15 protein-coding genes are annotated in these 15,496 nt (G+C 73.3%); 6 read left to right on the forward strand and 9 right to left on the reverse strand.

Features of this window, described 5'->3' with window-relative positions; all coding sequences use genetic code 11:
* Positions 1 to 130: 130 nt before the first annotated feature.
* From ACZ63F_RS39530 to yczE, 4 genes are all read right to left on the reverse strand, one after another.
* Positions 131 to 505 (reverse strand): RNA polymerase-binding protein RbpA, encoded by a 375-nt coding sequence (locus ACZ63F_RS39530; protein ID WP_010046329.1) that lies wholly within the window; start codon positions 503 to 505, stop codon positions 131 to 133.
* A gap of 255 nt (positions 506 to 760) precedes the next feature.
* Positions 761 to 2,107 (reverse strand): MFS transporter, encoded by a 1,347-nt coding sequence (locus ACZ63F_RS39535; RefSeq protein ID WP_469718572.1) that lies wholly within the window; start codon positions 2,105 to 2,107, stop codon positions 761 to 763.
* A 41-nt stretch (positions 2,108 to 2,148) separates the two neighbouring features.
* Complete coding sequence (locus ACZ63F_RS39540) at positions 2,149 to 2,916, reverse strand: glycerophosphodiester phosphodiesterase (RefSeq protein ID WP_469718574.1); 768 nt, start codon at positions 2,914 to 2,916, stop codon at positions 2,149 to 2,151.
* The gene (yczE, locus tag ACZ63F_RS39545; RefSeq protein ID WP_469718576.1) at positions 2,913 to 3,566 is read right to left on the reverse strand and encodes a membrane protein YczE; all 654 of its coding nucleotides are present in this window, start codon (positions 3,564 to 3,566) and stop codon (positions 2,913 to 2,915) included. Before yczE ends, ACZ63F_RS39540 begins: the two co-directional genes overlap by 4 nt.
* Before the next feature lie 116 nt (positions 3,567 to 3,682).
* Between yczE and ACZ63F_RS39550 the strand changes: the two genes are divergently transcribed.
* The gene (locus ACZ63F_RS39550; protein WP_469718577.1) at positions 3,683 to 5,185 is read left to right on the forward strand and encodes an SCO1417 family PLP biosynthesis transcription factor; all 1,503 of its coding nucleotides are present in this window, start codon (positions 3,683 to 3,685) and stop codon (positions 5,183 to 5,185) included.
* A gap of 109 nt (positions 5,186 to 5,294) precedes the next feature.
* Here ACZ63F_RS39550 and ACZ63F_RS39555 read toward each other — a convergent pair whose 3' ends face one another.
* Positions 5,295 to 6,854, reverse strand: coding sequence for a hypothetical protein (locus ACZ63F_RS39555; RefSeq protein ID WP_469718578.1), 1,560 nt, complete (start codon positions 6,852 to 6,854; stop codon positions 5,295 to 5,297).
* A gap of 37 nt (positions 6,855 to 6,891) precedes the next feature.
* Positions 6,892 to 7,086: a hypothetical protein gene (locus ACZ63F_RS39560; protein ID WP_093505521.1), complete on the reverse strand. Its 195-nt coding sequence runs from the start codon at positions 7,084 to 7,086 to the stop codon at positions 6,892 to 6,894.
* Positions 7,087 to 7,427: 341 nt separating this feature from the next.
* On the opposite strand from ACZ63F_RS39560, the gene ACZ63F_RS39565 reads away from it, so the two are divergent.
* The 5 genes from ACZ63F_RS39565 to ACZ63F_RS39585 all read left to right on the forward strand — a co-directional run bounded on the left by ACZ63F_RS39565 (position 7,428) and on the right by ACZ63F_RS39585 (position 12,991).
* Positions 7,428 to 7,820: an ankyrin repeat domain-containing protein gene (locus ACZ63F_RS39565; RefSeq protein WP_093505523.1), complete on the forward strand. Its 393-nt coding sequence runs from the start codon at positions 7,428 to 7,430 to the stop codon at positions 7,818 to 7,820.
* A gap of 301 nt (positions 7,821 to 8,121) precedes the next feature.
* Positions 8,122 to 9,540, forward strand: coding sequence for a HEAT repeat domain-containing protein (locus ACZ63F_RS39570; protein ID WP_469718580.1), 1,419 nt, complete (start codon positions 8,122 to 8,124; stop codon positions 9,538 to 9,540).
* A gap of 246 nt (positions 9,541 to 9,786) precedes the next feature.
* Positions 9,787 to 10,917 (forward strand): glycosyltransferase family 4 protein, encoded by a 1,131-nt coding sequence (locus tag ACZ63F_RS39575; RefSeq protein ID WP_469718582.1) that lies wholly within the window; start codon positions 9,787 to 9,789, stop codon positions 10,915 to 10,917.
* Positions 10,914 to 12,143 (forward strand): glycosyltransferase, encoded by a 1,230-nt coding sequence (locus tag ACZ63F_RS39580; RefSeq protein WP_469718583.1) that lies wholly within the window; start codon positions 10,914 to 10,916, stop codon positions 12,141 to 12,143. Before ACZ63F_RS39575 ends, ACZ63F_RS39580 begins: the two co-directional genes overlap by 4 nt.
* Positions 12,140 to 12,991, forward strand: coding sequence for an SGNH/GDSL hydrolase family protein (locus ACZ63F_RS39585; protein WP_469718585.1), 852 nt, complete (start codon positions 12,140 to 12,142; stop codon positions 12,989 to 12,991). Before ACZ63F_RS39580 ends, ACZ63F_RS39585 begins: the two co-directional genes overlap by 4 nt.
* A 130-nt stretch (positions 12,992 to 13,121) precedes the next feature.
* Here ACZ63F_RS39585 and ACZ63F_RS39590 read toward each other — a convergent pair whose 3' ends face one another.
* The 3 genes from ACZ63F_RS39590 to ACZ63F_RS39600 are packed head-to-tail and all read right to left on the reverse strand — an operon-like array spanning position 13,122 to position 15,489.
* The gene (locus ACZ63F_RS39590) at positions 13,122 to 13,991 is read right to left on the reverse strand and encodes a 5-oxoprolinase subunit C family protein (protein WP_469718586.1); all 870 of its coding nucleotides are present in this window, start codon (positions 13,989 to 13,991) and stop codon (positions 13,122 to 13,124) included.
* Entirely contained in the window at positions 13,988 to 14,734 is a 747-nt protein-coding gene (locus ACZ63F_RS39595; protein ID WP_469718587.1) for a 5-oxoprolinase subunit B family protein, read from the reverse strand. Before ACZ63F_RS39595 ends, ACZ63F_RS39590 begins: the two co-directional genes overlap by 4 nt.
* Positions 14,731 to 15,489 carry a LamB/YcsF family protein gene (locus tag ACZ63F_RS39600; RefSeq protein WP_469718588.1) on the reverse strand — a complete coding sequence of 253 codons (759 nt, stop codon included), beginning with the start codon at positions 15,487 to 15,489 and terminating at the stop codon, positions 14,731 to 14,733. The genes ACZ63F_RS39595 and ACZ63F_RS39600 overlap by 4 nt, the downstream gene beginning before the upstream one ends.
* Between the last annotated feature and the right edge of the window lie 7 nt (positions 15,490 to 15,496).

The following is a 15,496-nucleotide window of genomic DNA, read 5'->3' on the forward strand; positions in this document are numbered from 1 at the left end:
TGTGGGCGTGAGCGGGTGGGGGAGCATCCTAGCCTGGTGTGGTGCGTTTCCCGCCCCCCCCGTGGGCGCTTCGCCCGTGCCCTTGCGCTCTGGCGCCCTCGGGTGTTGTGTCGGCTTCCGTTACACGGAACTATGCGGACTTGCGGCTGTCCCTGGGGTGAATCGCGATGTTCATCGCCCCGGAACGCAGAACCGCCAGACGCTCCTCAAGGACCTCTTCGAGTTCCTCACGGGTGCGCCGCTCCATCAGCATGTCCCAGTGGGTACGCGCGGGCTTGGCCTTCTTCTCTTCAGGGCCGTCGCCGTCCACGAGGAGTGCCTGGGCCCCGCAGACCTTGCACTCCCACTCCGGCGGGATCTCCGCCTCGACCGAGAAGGGCATCTCGAACCGGTGCCCCTTCTCGCATGCGTACTCCACGGCCTGGCGCGGGGCCAGGTCGATACCGCGGTCCGTCTCGTAGCTGGTCACCACGAGGCGCGTACCGCGAAGAGCTCGCTCACTCATGAATCGTGCCTCCCGGGCTTGTCGCCCACAGGACAGGTGTCGCTGTCGTCGTCATCCGGTCAACGTCCGGTCGGCGGTAAAGATTCCCGTTCCGAGTCATGCGTCGCCGTCGTAGCCGCCCCTTGTTGTACCCACCGGCGCCCGGTTTGTCACATCTGCTAGCAGATGTCACCCAGCGTTTCGGCATCTTTGACGCGCAGTAACGGTACGCCTGGCAGGCCAAACGCGTACACTACCGCCCTTCCGCGTTGAACGCTAAATCTTCTGCGGAACCGGATTGCCGGCCTCGCCGATCGCCCGCCGCACCGGCACCCGCGCGAGCAGCGCGAACCCGATCACGAAGAAGGCCACCAGCGAGATGATCGCCGAGCGGTAGCTCCCGGTCAGCTGGTAGGTGATCCCGAACAACAACGGTCCCAGCCAGCTCATCCCCCGATCGCTCATCTCGTACGCCGCGAAGTACTCGGCTTCTTTCCCGGGCGGCACGAGATGGGAGAACAGGGAGCGGGACAGGGCCTGGCTGCCGCCGAGGACGAGACCGATGCCGGCCGCGAGGGCGAAGAACCACACAGGTGCCCCGGCCGGCAGGAAGTACCCGGCCGCCAGTGTCACCGTCCATGCCACCAGCGATCCCAGGATCGTCCGCTTCGCCCCGTACGTCCTGGCCAGCCGCCCCATCGTCAGCGCGCCCGCGACCGCCAGCACCTGCACCATCAGGACCGCGCCGATGAGCGTGGACTGGCCGAGCCCGAGCTCCTGCGAGCCGTAGACGGACGCCTGGGAGATCACGGTCTGGATGCCGTCGTTGTAGACGAGGTACGCCAGCAGGAAGGAGAGCGTCAGCGGATGGCGGCGCATGTCCCGGGCCGTCGCCGCGAGTTGACGCAGCCCCGGAGCCGTCGCCCCGTCCGCACGGCCGCCCCGGTCGCGCAGCCGGCGCAGCGGTACGAGGGTGAAGGCGCCCCACCAAAGCCCCGCCCCGGCCAGGCAGATGCGGACCGCCTCCGTCTCGGAGAGGCCGAAGGAGCCGTGCGCGGAGTAGAGGACCAGGTTGACGATCAGCACCAGCGAGCCGGCCACGTAGCCGAAGGCCCAGCCCCGGGCGGAGACCGTGTCGCGTTCCTCGGGCGGGGCGATCTGGGGGAGGTAGGAGTTGTAGAGCATCAGGGCGACGGACTGGGCGGCGTTCGCGACGATCAGCAGCAGCCCGCCGAGCAGATAGCGGTCGCCGTCCAGGAAGAACATGCCCGTCGTCGCCGCGGCCCCGGAGTACGCGGCCACGCCCAGCAGCCGCTTCTTGCGGCCGGTCCGGTCGGCCGCACTGCCCACCAGGGGCATGAGTACGACCGAGAGGATCACCGACAGGGAGACCGAGTAGGCGAAGAAGGAGCCCGCCCGGACGGGGATGCCCAGCGGGTGGACGTAGCCGTCGGCGTCCGCCGCGTGGTCGGCGACCGACGTGAGGTACGGACCGAGGAACACGGTCAGGACGCTCGTCGAGTAGACCGAGCACGCCCAGTCGTAGAAATACCAGCCGCGCTGTTCGCGCCGCAGCTCGGTGCCCTCGTCGAAGACCCCCGACTGCACGGTCTCGGTGCCCACCCGCGCCCTTGCCTCTCCCGCAGCAGTACCGCCCGCGCGCCTCAGAACCAGACGCCGCGCTCCTGCATGACCTCACGCAACGTGTCGATGTGATCGGTCATGATGCCATCGACTTCCAGGTCCAGGAGCCGGTGCATCCGCTCGGGTTCGTTGATGGTCCAGACGTGGACGTGCAGACCGAGCGCGTGGGCGGCGCGCACGAAGCGCCGGTCGACCACCGGGACCCCCGACTGGGACTCGGGCACCTGCGCGGCCACCGCCGAACGGCGCACCGAGGCGGGCAGACCCCAGGAGCGCAGCCGCAGCCCGACCACACCGCGCGTACCGAACGAGGTGGCCAGGCGCGGCCCGGCCAGCCGCTGCGCCCGCAGCACCCGCGCCTCCGAGAACGACCCGACGCAGACCCGGTCGTAGGAGTCCGTCCTCTCGATGAGGTCGAGGAGCGGCCGCAGGGCCGGTTCCGCCTTGGCGTCCACGTTCCAGCGGACGTCCGGGAACTCCTCCAGCAGCTCCTCGAAGAGGGGAAGCGGCTCGCGGCCCGCCACCCGCGCCTGCCGTACGTCCTCCCACGGCAGGTCGGCGATCCGCCCGGCCCCGTCGGTGACCCGGTCGAGGGTGTCGTCGTGGAAGGCGACGAGCCTGCCGTCCGCCGTGGCGTGTACATCGGTCTCGATGTACCGGTAGCCGAGTTCGACCGCGCGCCGGAACTGCGTCACGGTGTTCTCCAGGCCGTCCGCGGCTCCGCCCCGATGGGCGAAGGCGATGGGGCCGGGGTGCTCCAGGTACGGGTGGCGGGTCAGCGTGCTCACTTGCGCAGTATCGCGCCCTCGGGTGACCCCGTGGCAACGACCGTGCTGCGGCCGGATGCCGCCGGGACGGCGAACACCTTCAGGAACAGCTGCGCGAGCGGTCCGATGGACACCGCGTAGAGCAGCGTGCCGACGCCGACCGTCCCGCCGAGCGCGAACCCGGTGACGACCACCGCGACCTCGATCGCCGTACGGATGAGCCGTATCGAGCGGCCGGTACGCCGGTGCAGCCCCGTCATCAGGCCGTCCCGCGGGCCGGGGCCGAAGCTCGCCGCGATGTACAGGCCGGTCGCCGCCCCGTTGAGCACGATCCCGGCCGCCATCAGCGCGATCCGCACGGCGAACGCGTGGGCGCCGGGGAGGACGGCGAGCGCCGCGTTCATGGCGAGGCCGATGACGAAGACGTTGGAGACCGTGCCGAGGCCCGGCCGCTGGCGCAGCGGGACCCACAGGAGCAGCACGGCGGCCCCGACGACGATCGACACCGTGCCGATGCTCAGCCCGGTGTGCCCGGCGAGCCCCTGGTGCAGCACGCCCCAGGGCTCCAGGCCGAGCCCCGCCTCGACGAGCAGCGCGGAACTGACGCCGTACAGCGTGAGCCCCGCGTAGAGCTGGACGAACCGTCGCCCGAGACGGCCTTGCGTGGACAAGAGGTACCCCCCTGGTGGAAAGGACGGCGGTGGAAAAGGTGGACTGCCTCGTGTCACTCTGTGGCTTGGAAGGGAAAGCCATCCATGGCCAATTCGGGGAAGGTGGACTGATTCACATGGCGCAGTGGACCTCTGCGGTGGGGCCAGCGCAGCTCGCCCGGCTGCTCAACTCACAGCAGGACCGCCCGGCCGGCCCCGGCACCCGGCGGCCGCCGGCCTACCGCGCCCTCGCCGACGGTATCCGGCTGCTGGTCCTGGAGGGCCGCGTCCCGGTCGCCGCCCGGCTGCCCGCCGAACGCGAACTGGCCCTCGCTCTGTCCGTCAGCCGTACGACGGTGGCGGCGGCGTACGAGGCGTTGCGCGCGGAGGGCTTCCTGGAGTCCCGCCGGGGCGCGGGCAGCTGGACCGCGGTGCCGGCCGGCAACCCGCTCCCGGCCCGCGGCCTGGAACCTCTGCCCCCCGAGGCGCTCGGCTCGGTGATCGACCTGGGCTGCGCCGCGCTGCCGGCCCCCGAGCCGTGGCTGACCCGCGCGGTCCAGGGCGCACTGGAGGAACTTCCGCCCTACGCCCACACCCACGGCGACTACCCGGCCGGGCTCCCCGTCCTCCGGTCGATGATCGCCGAGCGCTACACGGCGCGCGGGATCCCCACCATGCCCGAGCAGATCATGGTCACGACCGGTGCGATGGGCGCGATCGACGCGATCTGCCACCTCTTCGGCGGGCGCGGCGAGCGCATCGCCGTCGAGTCGCCGTCCTACGCCAACATCCTCCAGCTGATGCGGGAGGCCGGTGCCCGCCTGGTGCCGGTGGCGATGGCCGAGGGGCTGGGCGGCTGGGACCTGGACCGCTGGCGCCAGGTGCTGCGGGAGGCGGCGCCCCGGATCGCGTACGTGGTCGCCGACTTCCACAACCCCACCGGGGCGCTCGCCGACGACGACCAGCGGCGCCGGCTGGTGGACGCGGCCCGCTCGGCGGGCACGGTGCTGGTCGCCGACGAGACGATGAGCGAGCTGTGGCTCGACGACGACGTGGCGATGCCCCGGCCGGTCTGCGGCTTCGACCCGGCGGGCTCCACCGTCATCACCGTGGGCTCCGCCAGCAAGGCGTTCTGGGCGGGCATGCGCATCGGCTGGGTACGGGCGGCTCCCGACGTGATCCGCAGCCTGGTCGCAGCGCGGGCCTACGCCGACCTGGGCACCCCCGTGCTGGAGCAGCTGGCGGTGAACTGGCTGTTCAGCACGGGAGGCTGGGCCCAGGCCGTCGACCTGCGCCGGGCCCAGGCCCGCGAGAACCGGGACGCCCTGGTGACGGCGGTCCGCCGCGAGCTGCCGACCTGGGAGTTCGAGGTGCCGAAGGGCGGGCTGACCCTCTGGGTCCGGGCGGGAGGACTGTCCGGCTCCCGGCTGGCGGAGGCGGGGGAGCGGGTGGGCGTCCGCGTCCCGTCCGGACCGCGCTTCGGGGTCGACGGGGCCTTCGAGGGCTACGTGCGCCTTCCGTTCACCGTCGGCGGAGCGGTGGCGGAGGAGGCGGCGGTACGGCTGGCGGCGGCGGCGCGGATGGTGGAGTCGGGGGTGAGCGGGGGGAACGGCGAGGCGCCGCGCACGTTCGTGGCGTAGCGGCGGGTCGTCGTTCGCCCGTCGCTTCTCCTCGGCCGCGGGCGGCGGCGCAGCTGCTCGGCCGGGGGCGGGACCCGGCAAGCGCCGGTGGGCGTCCCCACCCCGCACCTCAGCTCTCGGCGACCGCAGCCTCCATCGGCACCCCCGCCTGCTCCAGGCCCTCACTCCGCGGCGGCAACAGGGCCAGTACCGCCTCCCGGTCCACCTCGCTCGTCGCGTCGTCGTACGGATCGGGAGTCGCCGGCACCTGAAGGCGCAGCACCGGACCGTGTCCCAGCCGTGCATACCCCCGCCCCGGCGGCACCTGAGCCAACGGCGTCGTGTGCGGCGGCGCCCCCAGTGCCGCGGCCAACTCGTCCGGCAGCGCCGGTCCCAGCACGACCCGCGCGCACGCGTGCTGTCGTACCGCCTCGCTCACCACGTCCGCGTTGTCGAGCTGTTCGGCGACCACCACGGTGACGTTGGCCGCGCGGCCGTGCCGTAGGGGAGCCTCGAGGAGGGTCTGCGGGTCCTTGTGGCCGTCCGTCGCGGCCAGGTGGACGAAGGCGCTGGGGCGGTCGAGGAGGATCCACAGGGGCCGGCGGCAGTCGTCCGGCGGCGGGTGGCCCGCCTGGCGGGCGCGGCTGAGGGCGATGAGCCGCCGCTCCGTCTCGTTCGCGGCCCACTCCAGGCTGGCCAGGGCCCCGGCGAGCCCGCACTCCACCGCGAGGACCCCGTCCCGGCCGGCGAGGCACATGTACTCACCGGTGCCGCCGCCTTCGACGATGAGGACGTCGCCGTACTGGAGGGCCTGCAGGGCGACGGAGCGCAGGAGGGTCGAGGTACCGCTGCCGGGTCGGCCCATGACCAGCAGGTGAGGTTCGGTGGAGCGGGCGCCGGTGCGCCAGACGACCGGCGGTACGTCACGCTGCTCGTCGCCGTACCCGAGCGGGAGCGTGCGCTGGACCTCGCTGGGGTCGGTGAACCCGAGGACCGTCTCGCCCGGCGCGGTGACGAAGCGCTGCGCGGCGATGTCGGTGGGCAGCGGGGCGAGTACGGTCACCGTGAGCCGGTTGCCCTCCTCGTCCCACGCGAAGTGGTATTCGCGGCCCCGTCCGGACTTCGCGGTGAGCAGGTTCTCGATCCGCGCGCGGGCCTGCGGCTCGCCGTCCGGGAAGTACGCGGGGTAGCGGAGCAGCAACTGGCCGAGGCGGCCCGCGTCGTCGAACTCGTGGGCGAGGAAGGCCTTGTCCCACTCCCCGCCGTGTGTGTACAGCGGCGCCGGGTCCTCGGCGGCCGAGAAGTACGGCACCAGGGCCTCGTACAGGGACTGGAGCCGCTGGGTCTGCGACTCGTCGGGGCCCTCCGGCGGGGGCGGGGTGCGGTCGCGGCCCTGCCAGGCGCTCGCCGCCATCAGGGTGATGACGGCGAGCAGCGGTCCGTACGGCACCAGCGCCACGACCAGGACGACCGAGGCCGCGAGGAACAGGAGCGGCCCGCGCTTGTCCTTGGGTGTCTCCACCCATCTGCGCCGCCCGGCCGCGGCCAGCCGGCTCAGCCCGCGGGTCACGGTGATGAGGGGGTGGAGGACATCGGTGGCACTGTCCGCGGCCGTCCGGGCCAGCTCCCGGCTCCGGGCGAGTTGCGCGCCGCCGTTGCTCAGAATGCGGGGGAGAGGGCGCCGGGCCACTGCTGTCTCCTCACGGTGCGTACGGGCGGGCGGGGCGTCAGAACTTGATGCCGCCGAGCAGGCTCGCCAGGCTCTCGCCGCCTGCCTTGATGCTCGGTGCGATGGCCGTGCTGGAGAGATAGAAGCCGAAGAGCGCCGAGACCGTCGCGTGCGAGGGCTTCAGCCCGTCCTTGCGGAAGAAGAGGAAGACGACGATGCCGAGCACGATGACGCCTGAGATGGAGAGGATCATTTGAGATCTCCTGGTGTCGAAGGGGGGACAGTCACCATGAGTTCTTCCAGGATCACAGGAGGTATCCATACGATTAAAGGTGCAAATGGGTGAAACTCGGCTTATTTCACCCCTTTGGTGGATCATTCCTGGTCCGTGTCGGCCGGGTCGGCCGCCCGGTGGGCGGGAAAGTGATCGTTCGGCGGGGGTTGCGGTGATCTTTACCTCGGGCAGATCCGGTCATGTGCACCCTGAGCCAGTACGCTGGCGATTCACTCGTACGGCCCCGCGGCCCGCCCGTTGCCGTACGCTCCCTCAGTCCGCGATAGTCCCCGCAGTGCACAGGAGAGGCGGTCCGGCCGATGAGCGAAGCCCCCGACCCCGAGGTCGTGGAGCTGGCGACCAAGATCTTCGATCTGGCCCGGCAGGGGCGGACCGAGGCGCTCGTGGCGTACCTCGACGCGGGCGTTCCGGCCAACCTCACCAACGACCGCGGTGACTCCCTCGTGATGCTCGCCGCCTATCACGGCCATGCCGCGGCGGTGCGTGAGCTGCTCGCCCGGGGCGCCGAGGCGGACCGGGTCAACGACCGGGGCCAGACGCCACTCGCCGGAGCGGTCTTCAAGGGCGAGACGGACGTCGTCAAGGTGCTGGTGGAGGCCGGCGCGGATCCGGCGGCGGGCACTCCCTCGGCCGTCGACACCGCACGGATGTTCGGCAAGACGGAGGTTCTGGAACTGTTCGGCACCTCCTGACCCATCTGTTCTGACCAGCTAAAGCACACAAAACGGGGGAGGCGGTACAGGGCCGCCGAAATTTCGGTCGCGGCAGGTCGAAGTGCCGGGTCATCATGACGTCGTGATTCACGGACGCGATGGCTGGGCAGGTGTTGCCGCACCGCGCGGGCCGTGATGCGGCCCGCATGGGCCACTGACGAGAGGCAGAGAGAAATGGTCTACAGCAAGCAAGAGACGGCGGGCGCTCCGACGTTGTGTCACGCGGCCAGGTAGTGCGTGTTCTCCGGTTGCGTCGACGCTTGATGTGAGGCTGTTTCCCATGTTCGATCCGGTCATAGCGCCCAGCGGCACGCTGCTCGGCCTGCTTCAGCGGGGCCGAGGCGACGGCACACTGCACGCGCTCACCGCCCCGCGCGCCGAGGCGCTCGCGGCGCTGAACCACTGCGTGCTCCACGACCCCCGCCACGACTGGCAGGTGGAGAACCGCTCCCTGTACTACGCCCGGCTCTACCTCGACCTGCACGGCGAGCTGGACGCCATCGAGGCGCATCTCTTCGACACCGAGGACATCCTCGACACCGAGGAGTCCCGCACCGGCCTCGCGCTTGCCGTCCTCGGGCACCTCGCCTCCTACGGCAGGCGGGACGCGCTCGACCTGCTGCGCAGGTATGCCGCGACGGGCTCCAACTGGGCCTGGGCCCTGGACGAGCTGGCGCTGCGCGACGACGACGCCGGCCTGCGCGCCCTCGCCGCCCCGGTGCTGGCACGTTTCACCACGGACGCCGAGGGCGAGGCCGAGCTGGCCGCCGCCGTACGGGACGCGTTCGAGCCACGGCCCTGGCGGCTGTGGGCCGAGGACCCCCGCGAACCCATCGGCACGCGCGTGCGTGCCGCGCAGGAGGCCGGCTGCTTCGACCGCTGGCAGCGGCAGCTGCGACCTGCCGGGCCCCGTCCGGGGTGGAGCGTGCGGGCCGTCTTCGAATGGGCCCAGCAGGGCGTCGAGCGAGGCGCGGCCCTCCATGTGCCGGCCGCCCGCTGCCTGGTCGCCGTCGCCGGCCCCGAGGACCGGCCGGAGATCCTCCAGGCCGCCAAGGACGGCACCGACGGAGCCCGCTGTACCGCCCTGCGCTACCTCGCCGACAGCAACGACCCGGACGCGTTGAACCTCATCGAGGCCGCGGTCGCCGACGGTACGGTCACCGTCGTGGAGGCCGCCGTCGACGCCTTCGAACGCATGCGCAGTGTCGCCGCCGTCGACCGCGCACGCGGCTGGGCCCGCCGGCCGGACGCCCTCGGCGCCGCCGCCGGCCGGATGCTCGCCTGCCGGGGCGGAACCAAGGACAGCGACCTGGTCCTCGCCGCGCTGCGGGAGGCCGTACGCGGCGAAGGCCCGGACGCGCCGACGCTGTGGACCCTTGTCGACGGCACCGGGCGCCTCGGCATCGTCTGCGCCGCCCCCGTCCTGCGCCACGTCTACCGCGAGACCGCCTCGTCCCACCTCCGTGGCCGCGCCGCCCGCGCCCTCGCCGCCACCGACCCCTCCTTCGCCACCGGTTTCGCCGTCGAATGCCTGTGGGACTGCGAGGAGAGCACCCGTGAACTCGCCGCCCGGCACGCCGAGACCGGTGACGCCCGGGTCGTCGAACAGCTCCGCCGGCTCGCCGCCGACCCCGCAGAGGAGGCGGAGGTACAGACGGCCGTGCGCAGCCGTATCGGACCGGACCCGGCTGCCATGTGACATATCACTGCATCGGGCACCTGCTTCTCCACGGGAAGCACGAAAACCACGGGAACCACGGGGGATCCCGTACGCGTTCCAAACGCGGACGACTGCCCGCCGGGTGAACGGCCGGTGACCGTCGGGTCGGCCGGGCATGGACGCCGGTTGGCGCGCTCGGGTGTGCAGGGCAACGCTCATGGGACGTTTAACAGTCGGAAAGATCCACTTTGACGCGGCCACGTCCAGCACGGCGACAACACCGGTATGCGTGTCGTCATCGTGACCGAATCCTTTCCCCCCGATGTGAACGGCGTGGCCCACTGCGCGCTCCAGACCGCCCGACACCTCGTCGATCGCGGTCACGCTCCCCTCGTCGTCGCTCCGGCCCCCGCCCCCGGAAACAGGCTCGCCGCGGCCGCCGCGCCGTGCCCTGTCGTCCACGTCCCCTCCCTTCCGCTCCCGGGCTATCCCCAGGTCCGCGTGGCTCTCCCCAGCCGCAAGCTCGCCACCGCGCTGATCGAGCACCGCCCCGACGTGGTGCACCTGGCCAGCCCGTTCATCCTCGGCGTCCGCGGCATGGCCGCCGCCGCCCGGCTCGGCATCCCGGCCGTCGCCGTCTACCAGACCGACCTGGCCGGATACGCCCGCACCTACGTGGGTGCCGGCGAGGCGGCCGCCTGGCGGCGGATCCGGTCCGTTCACGGCGCCGCCGACCGCACCCTCGCCCCGTCCACCGCCTCCATCAGCGACCTGGAGGCGCACGGGGTGCCCCGGATCCAGCTCTGGCAGCGCGGCGTGGACACCGTCCGCTTCCGTCCCGAGTTCCGCGACGAGGCGCTGCGCCGGGAGATCGCCCCGAACGGCGAGGTCATCGTCGGCTACGTCGGCCGCCTCGCCCCGGAGAAGCAGGTCGAACTCCTCGCCGGGGTCTGCGGCCTGGAGGGCGTCAAGGTCGTGATCGTGGGCGACGGGCCCGCCCAGGCCCATCTCACCGAGGCGCTGCCGGGCGCGGTCTTCCTCGGCCGCCGCACCGGTGACGACCTCGCGCGGATCTTCGCCTCGTTCGACGTCTTCGCGCACACCGGTCCCTTCGAGACGTTCTGCCAGACCGTCCAGGAGGCCATGGCCAGCGGTGTCCCGGTCGTCGCGCCCGCTGTCGGCGGTCCGATCGACCTGGTCGACCACGGCCGCACCGGGTTCCTGGTCCCGCCCCGCGACGCCGGTGCCGTACGGGAGGCCGTGGCCTCCCTCGTCGCCGACGCCGGGATGCGGGCCGCGTTCGGCCACGCCGCGCGGACCACGGTCGAGGGCCGTACCTGGGCCGCCGTCGGCGACCAGCTGATCGGCCACTACGAGGACGTGCTCGCGGCGCGCCGCCCGGTGGTGGCGGCATGAGCGCCACCTCGCCGGGCCCGCTGCGCATCGTCCGGCTGGCCAACTTCGTCGCCCCCGCCTCCGGCGGCCTGCGCACCGCCCTGCGTGAACTCGGCAAGGGCTTCGTGGCGGCCGGGCACGAGTCGGTGCTGATCGTGCCGGGCGAGCGCTACTCGGACCGGTACGAGGAGCAGGGCCGGGTCATCACGCTGCCCGGCCCGCTGCTGCCCGGCACCGGCGGCTACCGCGTCCTCGTCGACAAGAAGCGGGTCCAGAGCCTCCTGGAGCACCTCGCCCCGGACCGCCTCGAGGTGTCCGACCGCACCACCCTGCGCTGGACCGGCCGCTGGGCCCGGCGCGCCCGGATCCCCGCCGTGATGGTCTCCCACGAGACCGCCGACGGGGTCCTGCGCACCTGGGGCATGTCCGAGAACATGTCCCGGCGCACCGCCGACGCGCTCAACATCCGCACCGCGCACACGTACGCGCGCGTGGTGTGCACGACCGAGTTCGCCGAACGCGAGTTCATCCGCATCGGTGCGCGCAACGTCGTACGCGCCCCCCTGGGCGTCGACCTCACGGGCCGCCACCCCTCGCTGCGCGACCTCGATCTGCGGGCCCGGTACGCGCGCGAGGACGAGGCGCTGCTCGTCATGTGCTCGCGGCTGTCCGTGGAGAAGCGGCCCGGCACCGCCATCGACGCCGTCGAGGCACTGGTACGGCGCGGCCGCCGGGTCGTCCTGGTCGTGGCCGGCGACGGGCCGCTGCGGGAGCGCCTCGAGCAGCGGGTGCGGGAGCGCAGACTGCCGGTGACCTTCCTGGGGCATGTCTCCGACCGGGACAGCCTGGGCGCGCTGCAGGCGTCCGCCGACGTCGCCCTGGCGCCGGGGCCCGCCGAGACGTTCGGGCTGGCCGCCCTGGAGGCCATGGCCTGCGGGACGCCCGTCGTCGCCAGCTCCTCCTCCGCGCTGCCCGAGGTGATCGGTTCGGCCGGCGCCACCGCCGCCGACCGCGGCGAGGCGTTCGCCGACGCCGTGGAGACGCTCCTGGAGCGGCCCGCGGCCGAGCGCCGGGAAACGGCACGCGCGCGTGCGGAGTGCTTCGGCTGGGGAACGGCTGTGGAGGCGTTCCTTGCCGCGCACGACGCGCCGGTGCCGTCCCGTCATGACGAGAGCCTTGACGGCAGTCGGGACGCGAGCGAGACGACGGCACCGGTCCGTCGTGTCGTGCCGGAGGGCGTGGCATGAGAACGGTTCGCTTCGTGGCGCTCGGCGACTCGCTGACCGAGGGCGTGGGCGATCCCGCCGGCGACGGGTGGCGGGGCTGGGCCGCGCTGCTGGCCGGCGGGCTCGCCGCGAGGGAGGTGGAGTTCACCAACCTCGCGGTCAGCGGGGCGCAGACGCGCGACGTACTGGAACGCCAGACCCCGGTCGCGCTGGAACTGCGCCCCGACGTCGTCGCCGTCGTCATAGGCGTCAACGACACCCTGCGCTGCACGTTCGACATCCACGCGGTCGCCGAACGGCTCGACAAGGTCTACGCGGCCCTGACCGAGCAGGGTGCGACCCTGCTCACGGCGTGCCTGCCCGACCCCGGTGCGATGTGGGGGCTTCCGGGCGCCCTGGCCCGGCCGCTGGCCCGCCGGGGGCGTGCCGTCAACGCGGTGGTGCACGCCCTGTCCGAGCGGTACGGGGCCGTCCACCTCCACGCCTCGGAGGGCGCCTGGCTCACCGACCGCGAGATGTGGAGCGCGGACCGGCTGCACCCGTGCGAGCGCGGGCACCGCCAGCTCGCCGTCCGCTTCCACGCCCTGCTCGCCCCGCTGGGCATGGCGACGGGGACGGCGCCGTCCCCCGAGCCCGAGTTCCCGCCGCCGACGAAGAAGGCGAGCCTCCTCTGGCTGGCCACGGCCGGCACCGCCTGGGTGATCAGGCGCTGCCGGGACCTGCTGCCCCAGCTGCTGCGGCTGGCCGTCGACGAGATGCGGCACCGCCGCAGGGGCACCAGCGCCCGCCTGGACCTGAGCGCGTCCGCCGCGGTCTCCGCCGCGCTGGCCGCCCTCCAGCCGCCGGAGCGACCCGCGGACGCCGCGTGACGAGGCCACCGCGGTGATTCAGCCACACCGGACGCGGCCTTCAGCTGCGTGCTACGTCGGTTCGGTTGCGCGGTGCGCCGGTTCAGCTGCGTGCTACGCCGGTTCCGTCACGTGGCGCGGCCGTCGCCGTTCAGCGACGGCGTACGGCCACGAAGCGGACCGGGATGCCCGGGACCGCCTGGGCCGCCGCAGGGAGGTCGGCGGCGCGGACCACCGCGATCACCGGATAGCCGCCGGTGGTCGGATGGTCGGCCAGGAAGACCACCGGACGCCCGTCCGGCGGCACCTGCACGGCGCCGAGAACCATGCCCTCGCTGGGGAGTTCACCGGTACGGGCCCGCTCCAGGGCGGGCCCTTCCGTGCGCAGCCCGATGCGGTTGCTCGCCGACGACACGCGGTACGCGCGCGAGGTGAACGCCCGGACGGCGTCCTCCGTGAACCAGCCGGCCCGCGGGCCGAGCGTCACCCGCAGCACGAGGTCCGCCGGCGGGGACGGCTGCGGTACGACGTCCACGCGCGCGTGCGGTCCCACGGGCGTGCCCAGCGGCAGCACCGTGCCGTCCGCCAGCGGGGCGGGACCCAGCCCGGAGAGCAGGTCCGTGGACCGGCTGCCGAGCACCGGTTCCACCGCGACCCCGCCGGAGACGGCCACATAACTGCGTACGCCGGAGCGGGCCGCTCCCACCTCCAGCAGCTCCCCGGCCGCAACGAAGACCGGCGCACCCCAGGCCGCCGGACGCCCGCCCACCGTGACGGGGCACGGTGCGCCGCCGACCGCCACCACGACCGCCGAACGCGGCCGCACGGCGCACCCGTTGAGCGTCGTCTCCAGAACGGCCGCGTCCGGTGCGTTGCCGACCAGCCGGTTCACCAGCGCCGCGGCGGGCGCGTCCAGTGCCCCGGAGCGGGGTACCCCCAGATGCGCGTGTCCGGGCCGCCCGCGGTCCTGCACGGTGGTCAGCGCACCGGCCCGTACGACGACGAGCGCACGGTCGGTCATACGTCCCCCACCGGCACGAACCGAACCCGCGTCCCCGGCGCCAGCAGTGCGGCCGGCACGCGCGCGTGGTCCCACAGCACCGCCTGCGTCGTCCCGATCAGCTGCCAGCCGCCCGGCGAGGAGCGCGGGTACACGCCGGTGTACGGGCCGGCCAGCGCCACCGCGCCCGCGGGCACCGCGGTGCGCGGGGTGGCCCGGCGCGGCACGTCGTAGCGGGTGGGCAGCCCGGTGAGGTAGCCGAAGCCGGGCGCGAAGCCGCAGAAGGCGACCGTGAACTCGGTGCCCGCGTGGATGCGGGCGACCTCCCGTGCGGGAACCCGCCAGTGGGCGGCGACCACCGCGAGGTCCGGGCCGTCGTAGCGCACGGGCAGCTCGATCACCGCACGCGCGCGTGGGGGAGCGGGCGGGACCACGGCGGTGGCCAGTTCGGCGGCCAGGCGGGCCGGGTCGTCGAGGCCGTCGAGCAGAACGGTGCGGGCGGCGGGCACGATCTCGCGGACCGTGAGCGAGCCCTCCGCGCGGCGGCGCAGCAACTCGGCGTGCAGGGCCTGGGCCTGCCCGACGGAACTGACCTCGACGAGCAGGGCGTCGTCGCCGACCGGGTGGACCGTCGGAGGCACGGCGGGCGGAGGGGTTGTGCTTTCGCTCGCGCCTGCGTTCTTGACGCCTGTGCTCGCGTTCGCGTTGGTGGTCGCGCTCGTGCTCGCGTCCGGGCAGGTGCTCGCGCTCGTGCCGGGGCTCATGCGAAGGCCGCCACGGTCAAGCCCTCCGTCGTGAGCCGCTCGCGCACCCTGCGGGCCAGCTCCACGGCGCCCGGGGTGTCGCCGTGCAGGCAGAGCGAGCGGGCGCGTACCGCGATGCGTGCGCCGGAGTGCGCGGCGACCGTGCCGGAGCGCGCCAGTTCCACCGAGCGTTCCACGACCGCTTCCGGGTCGCTCACCACCGCGCCCTCGCGCCCGCGCGGGACGAGCGTCCCCTCGTCGGTGTAAGCGCGGTCGGCGAACGCCTCCGTGACCGTCGGCAGCCCCGCCTTCCCCGCCAGCGCCAGCAGCCGGGAACCGGGCAGCCCCAGAACCGGCAGCGAGGCGTCCGCGAGGAGCACGCCGTCGACCACCGCGGCGGCCTGCTCCTCGTCGTGCACGACCCGGTTGTAGAGCGCGCCGTGCGGCTTCACGTACGCCACGCGCGCGCCGGCGGCCCGGGCGAAGACCTCGAGGGCGCCGATCTGGTAGGCCACCTCGGCCGCCAGCTCGGCGGGCGGCACGTCCATCGCGCGCCGCCCGAACCCCGCCAGGTCCCGGTAGGACACCTGGGCGCCGATCGTCACCCCGCGCCCGGCCGCCAGCTCGCACACCCGCCGCATGGTGGCCGCGTCTCCCGCGTGGAAGCCGCAGGCCACGTTGGCGCTGGTCACGACGGACAGCAGTTGCTCGTCGTCGGTGAGCCGCCAGCGGCCGAAGCCCTCGCCGAGGTCCGCGTTCAGGTCGATCGGGGTCATGGATGCG

The sequence above is a fragment of the Streptomyces sp. NPDC104761 genome (genome assembly GCF_055583445.1).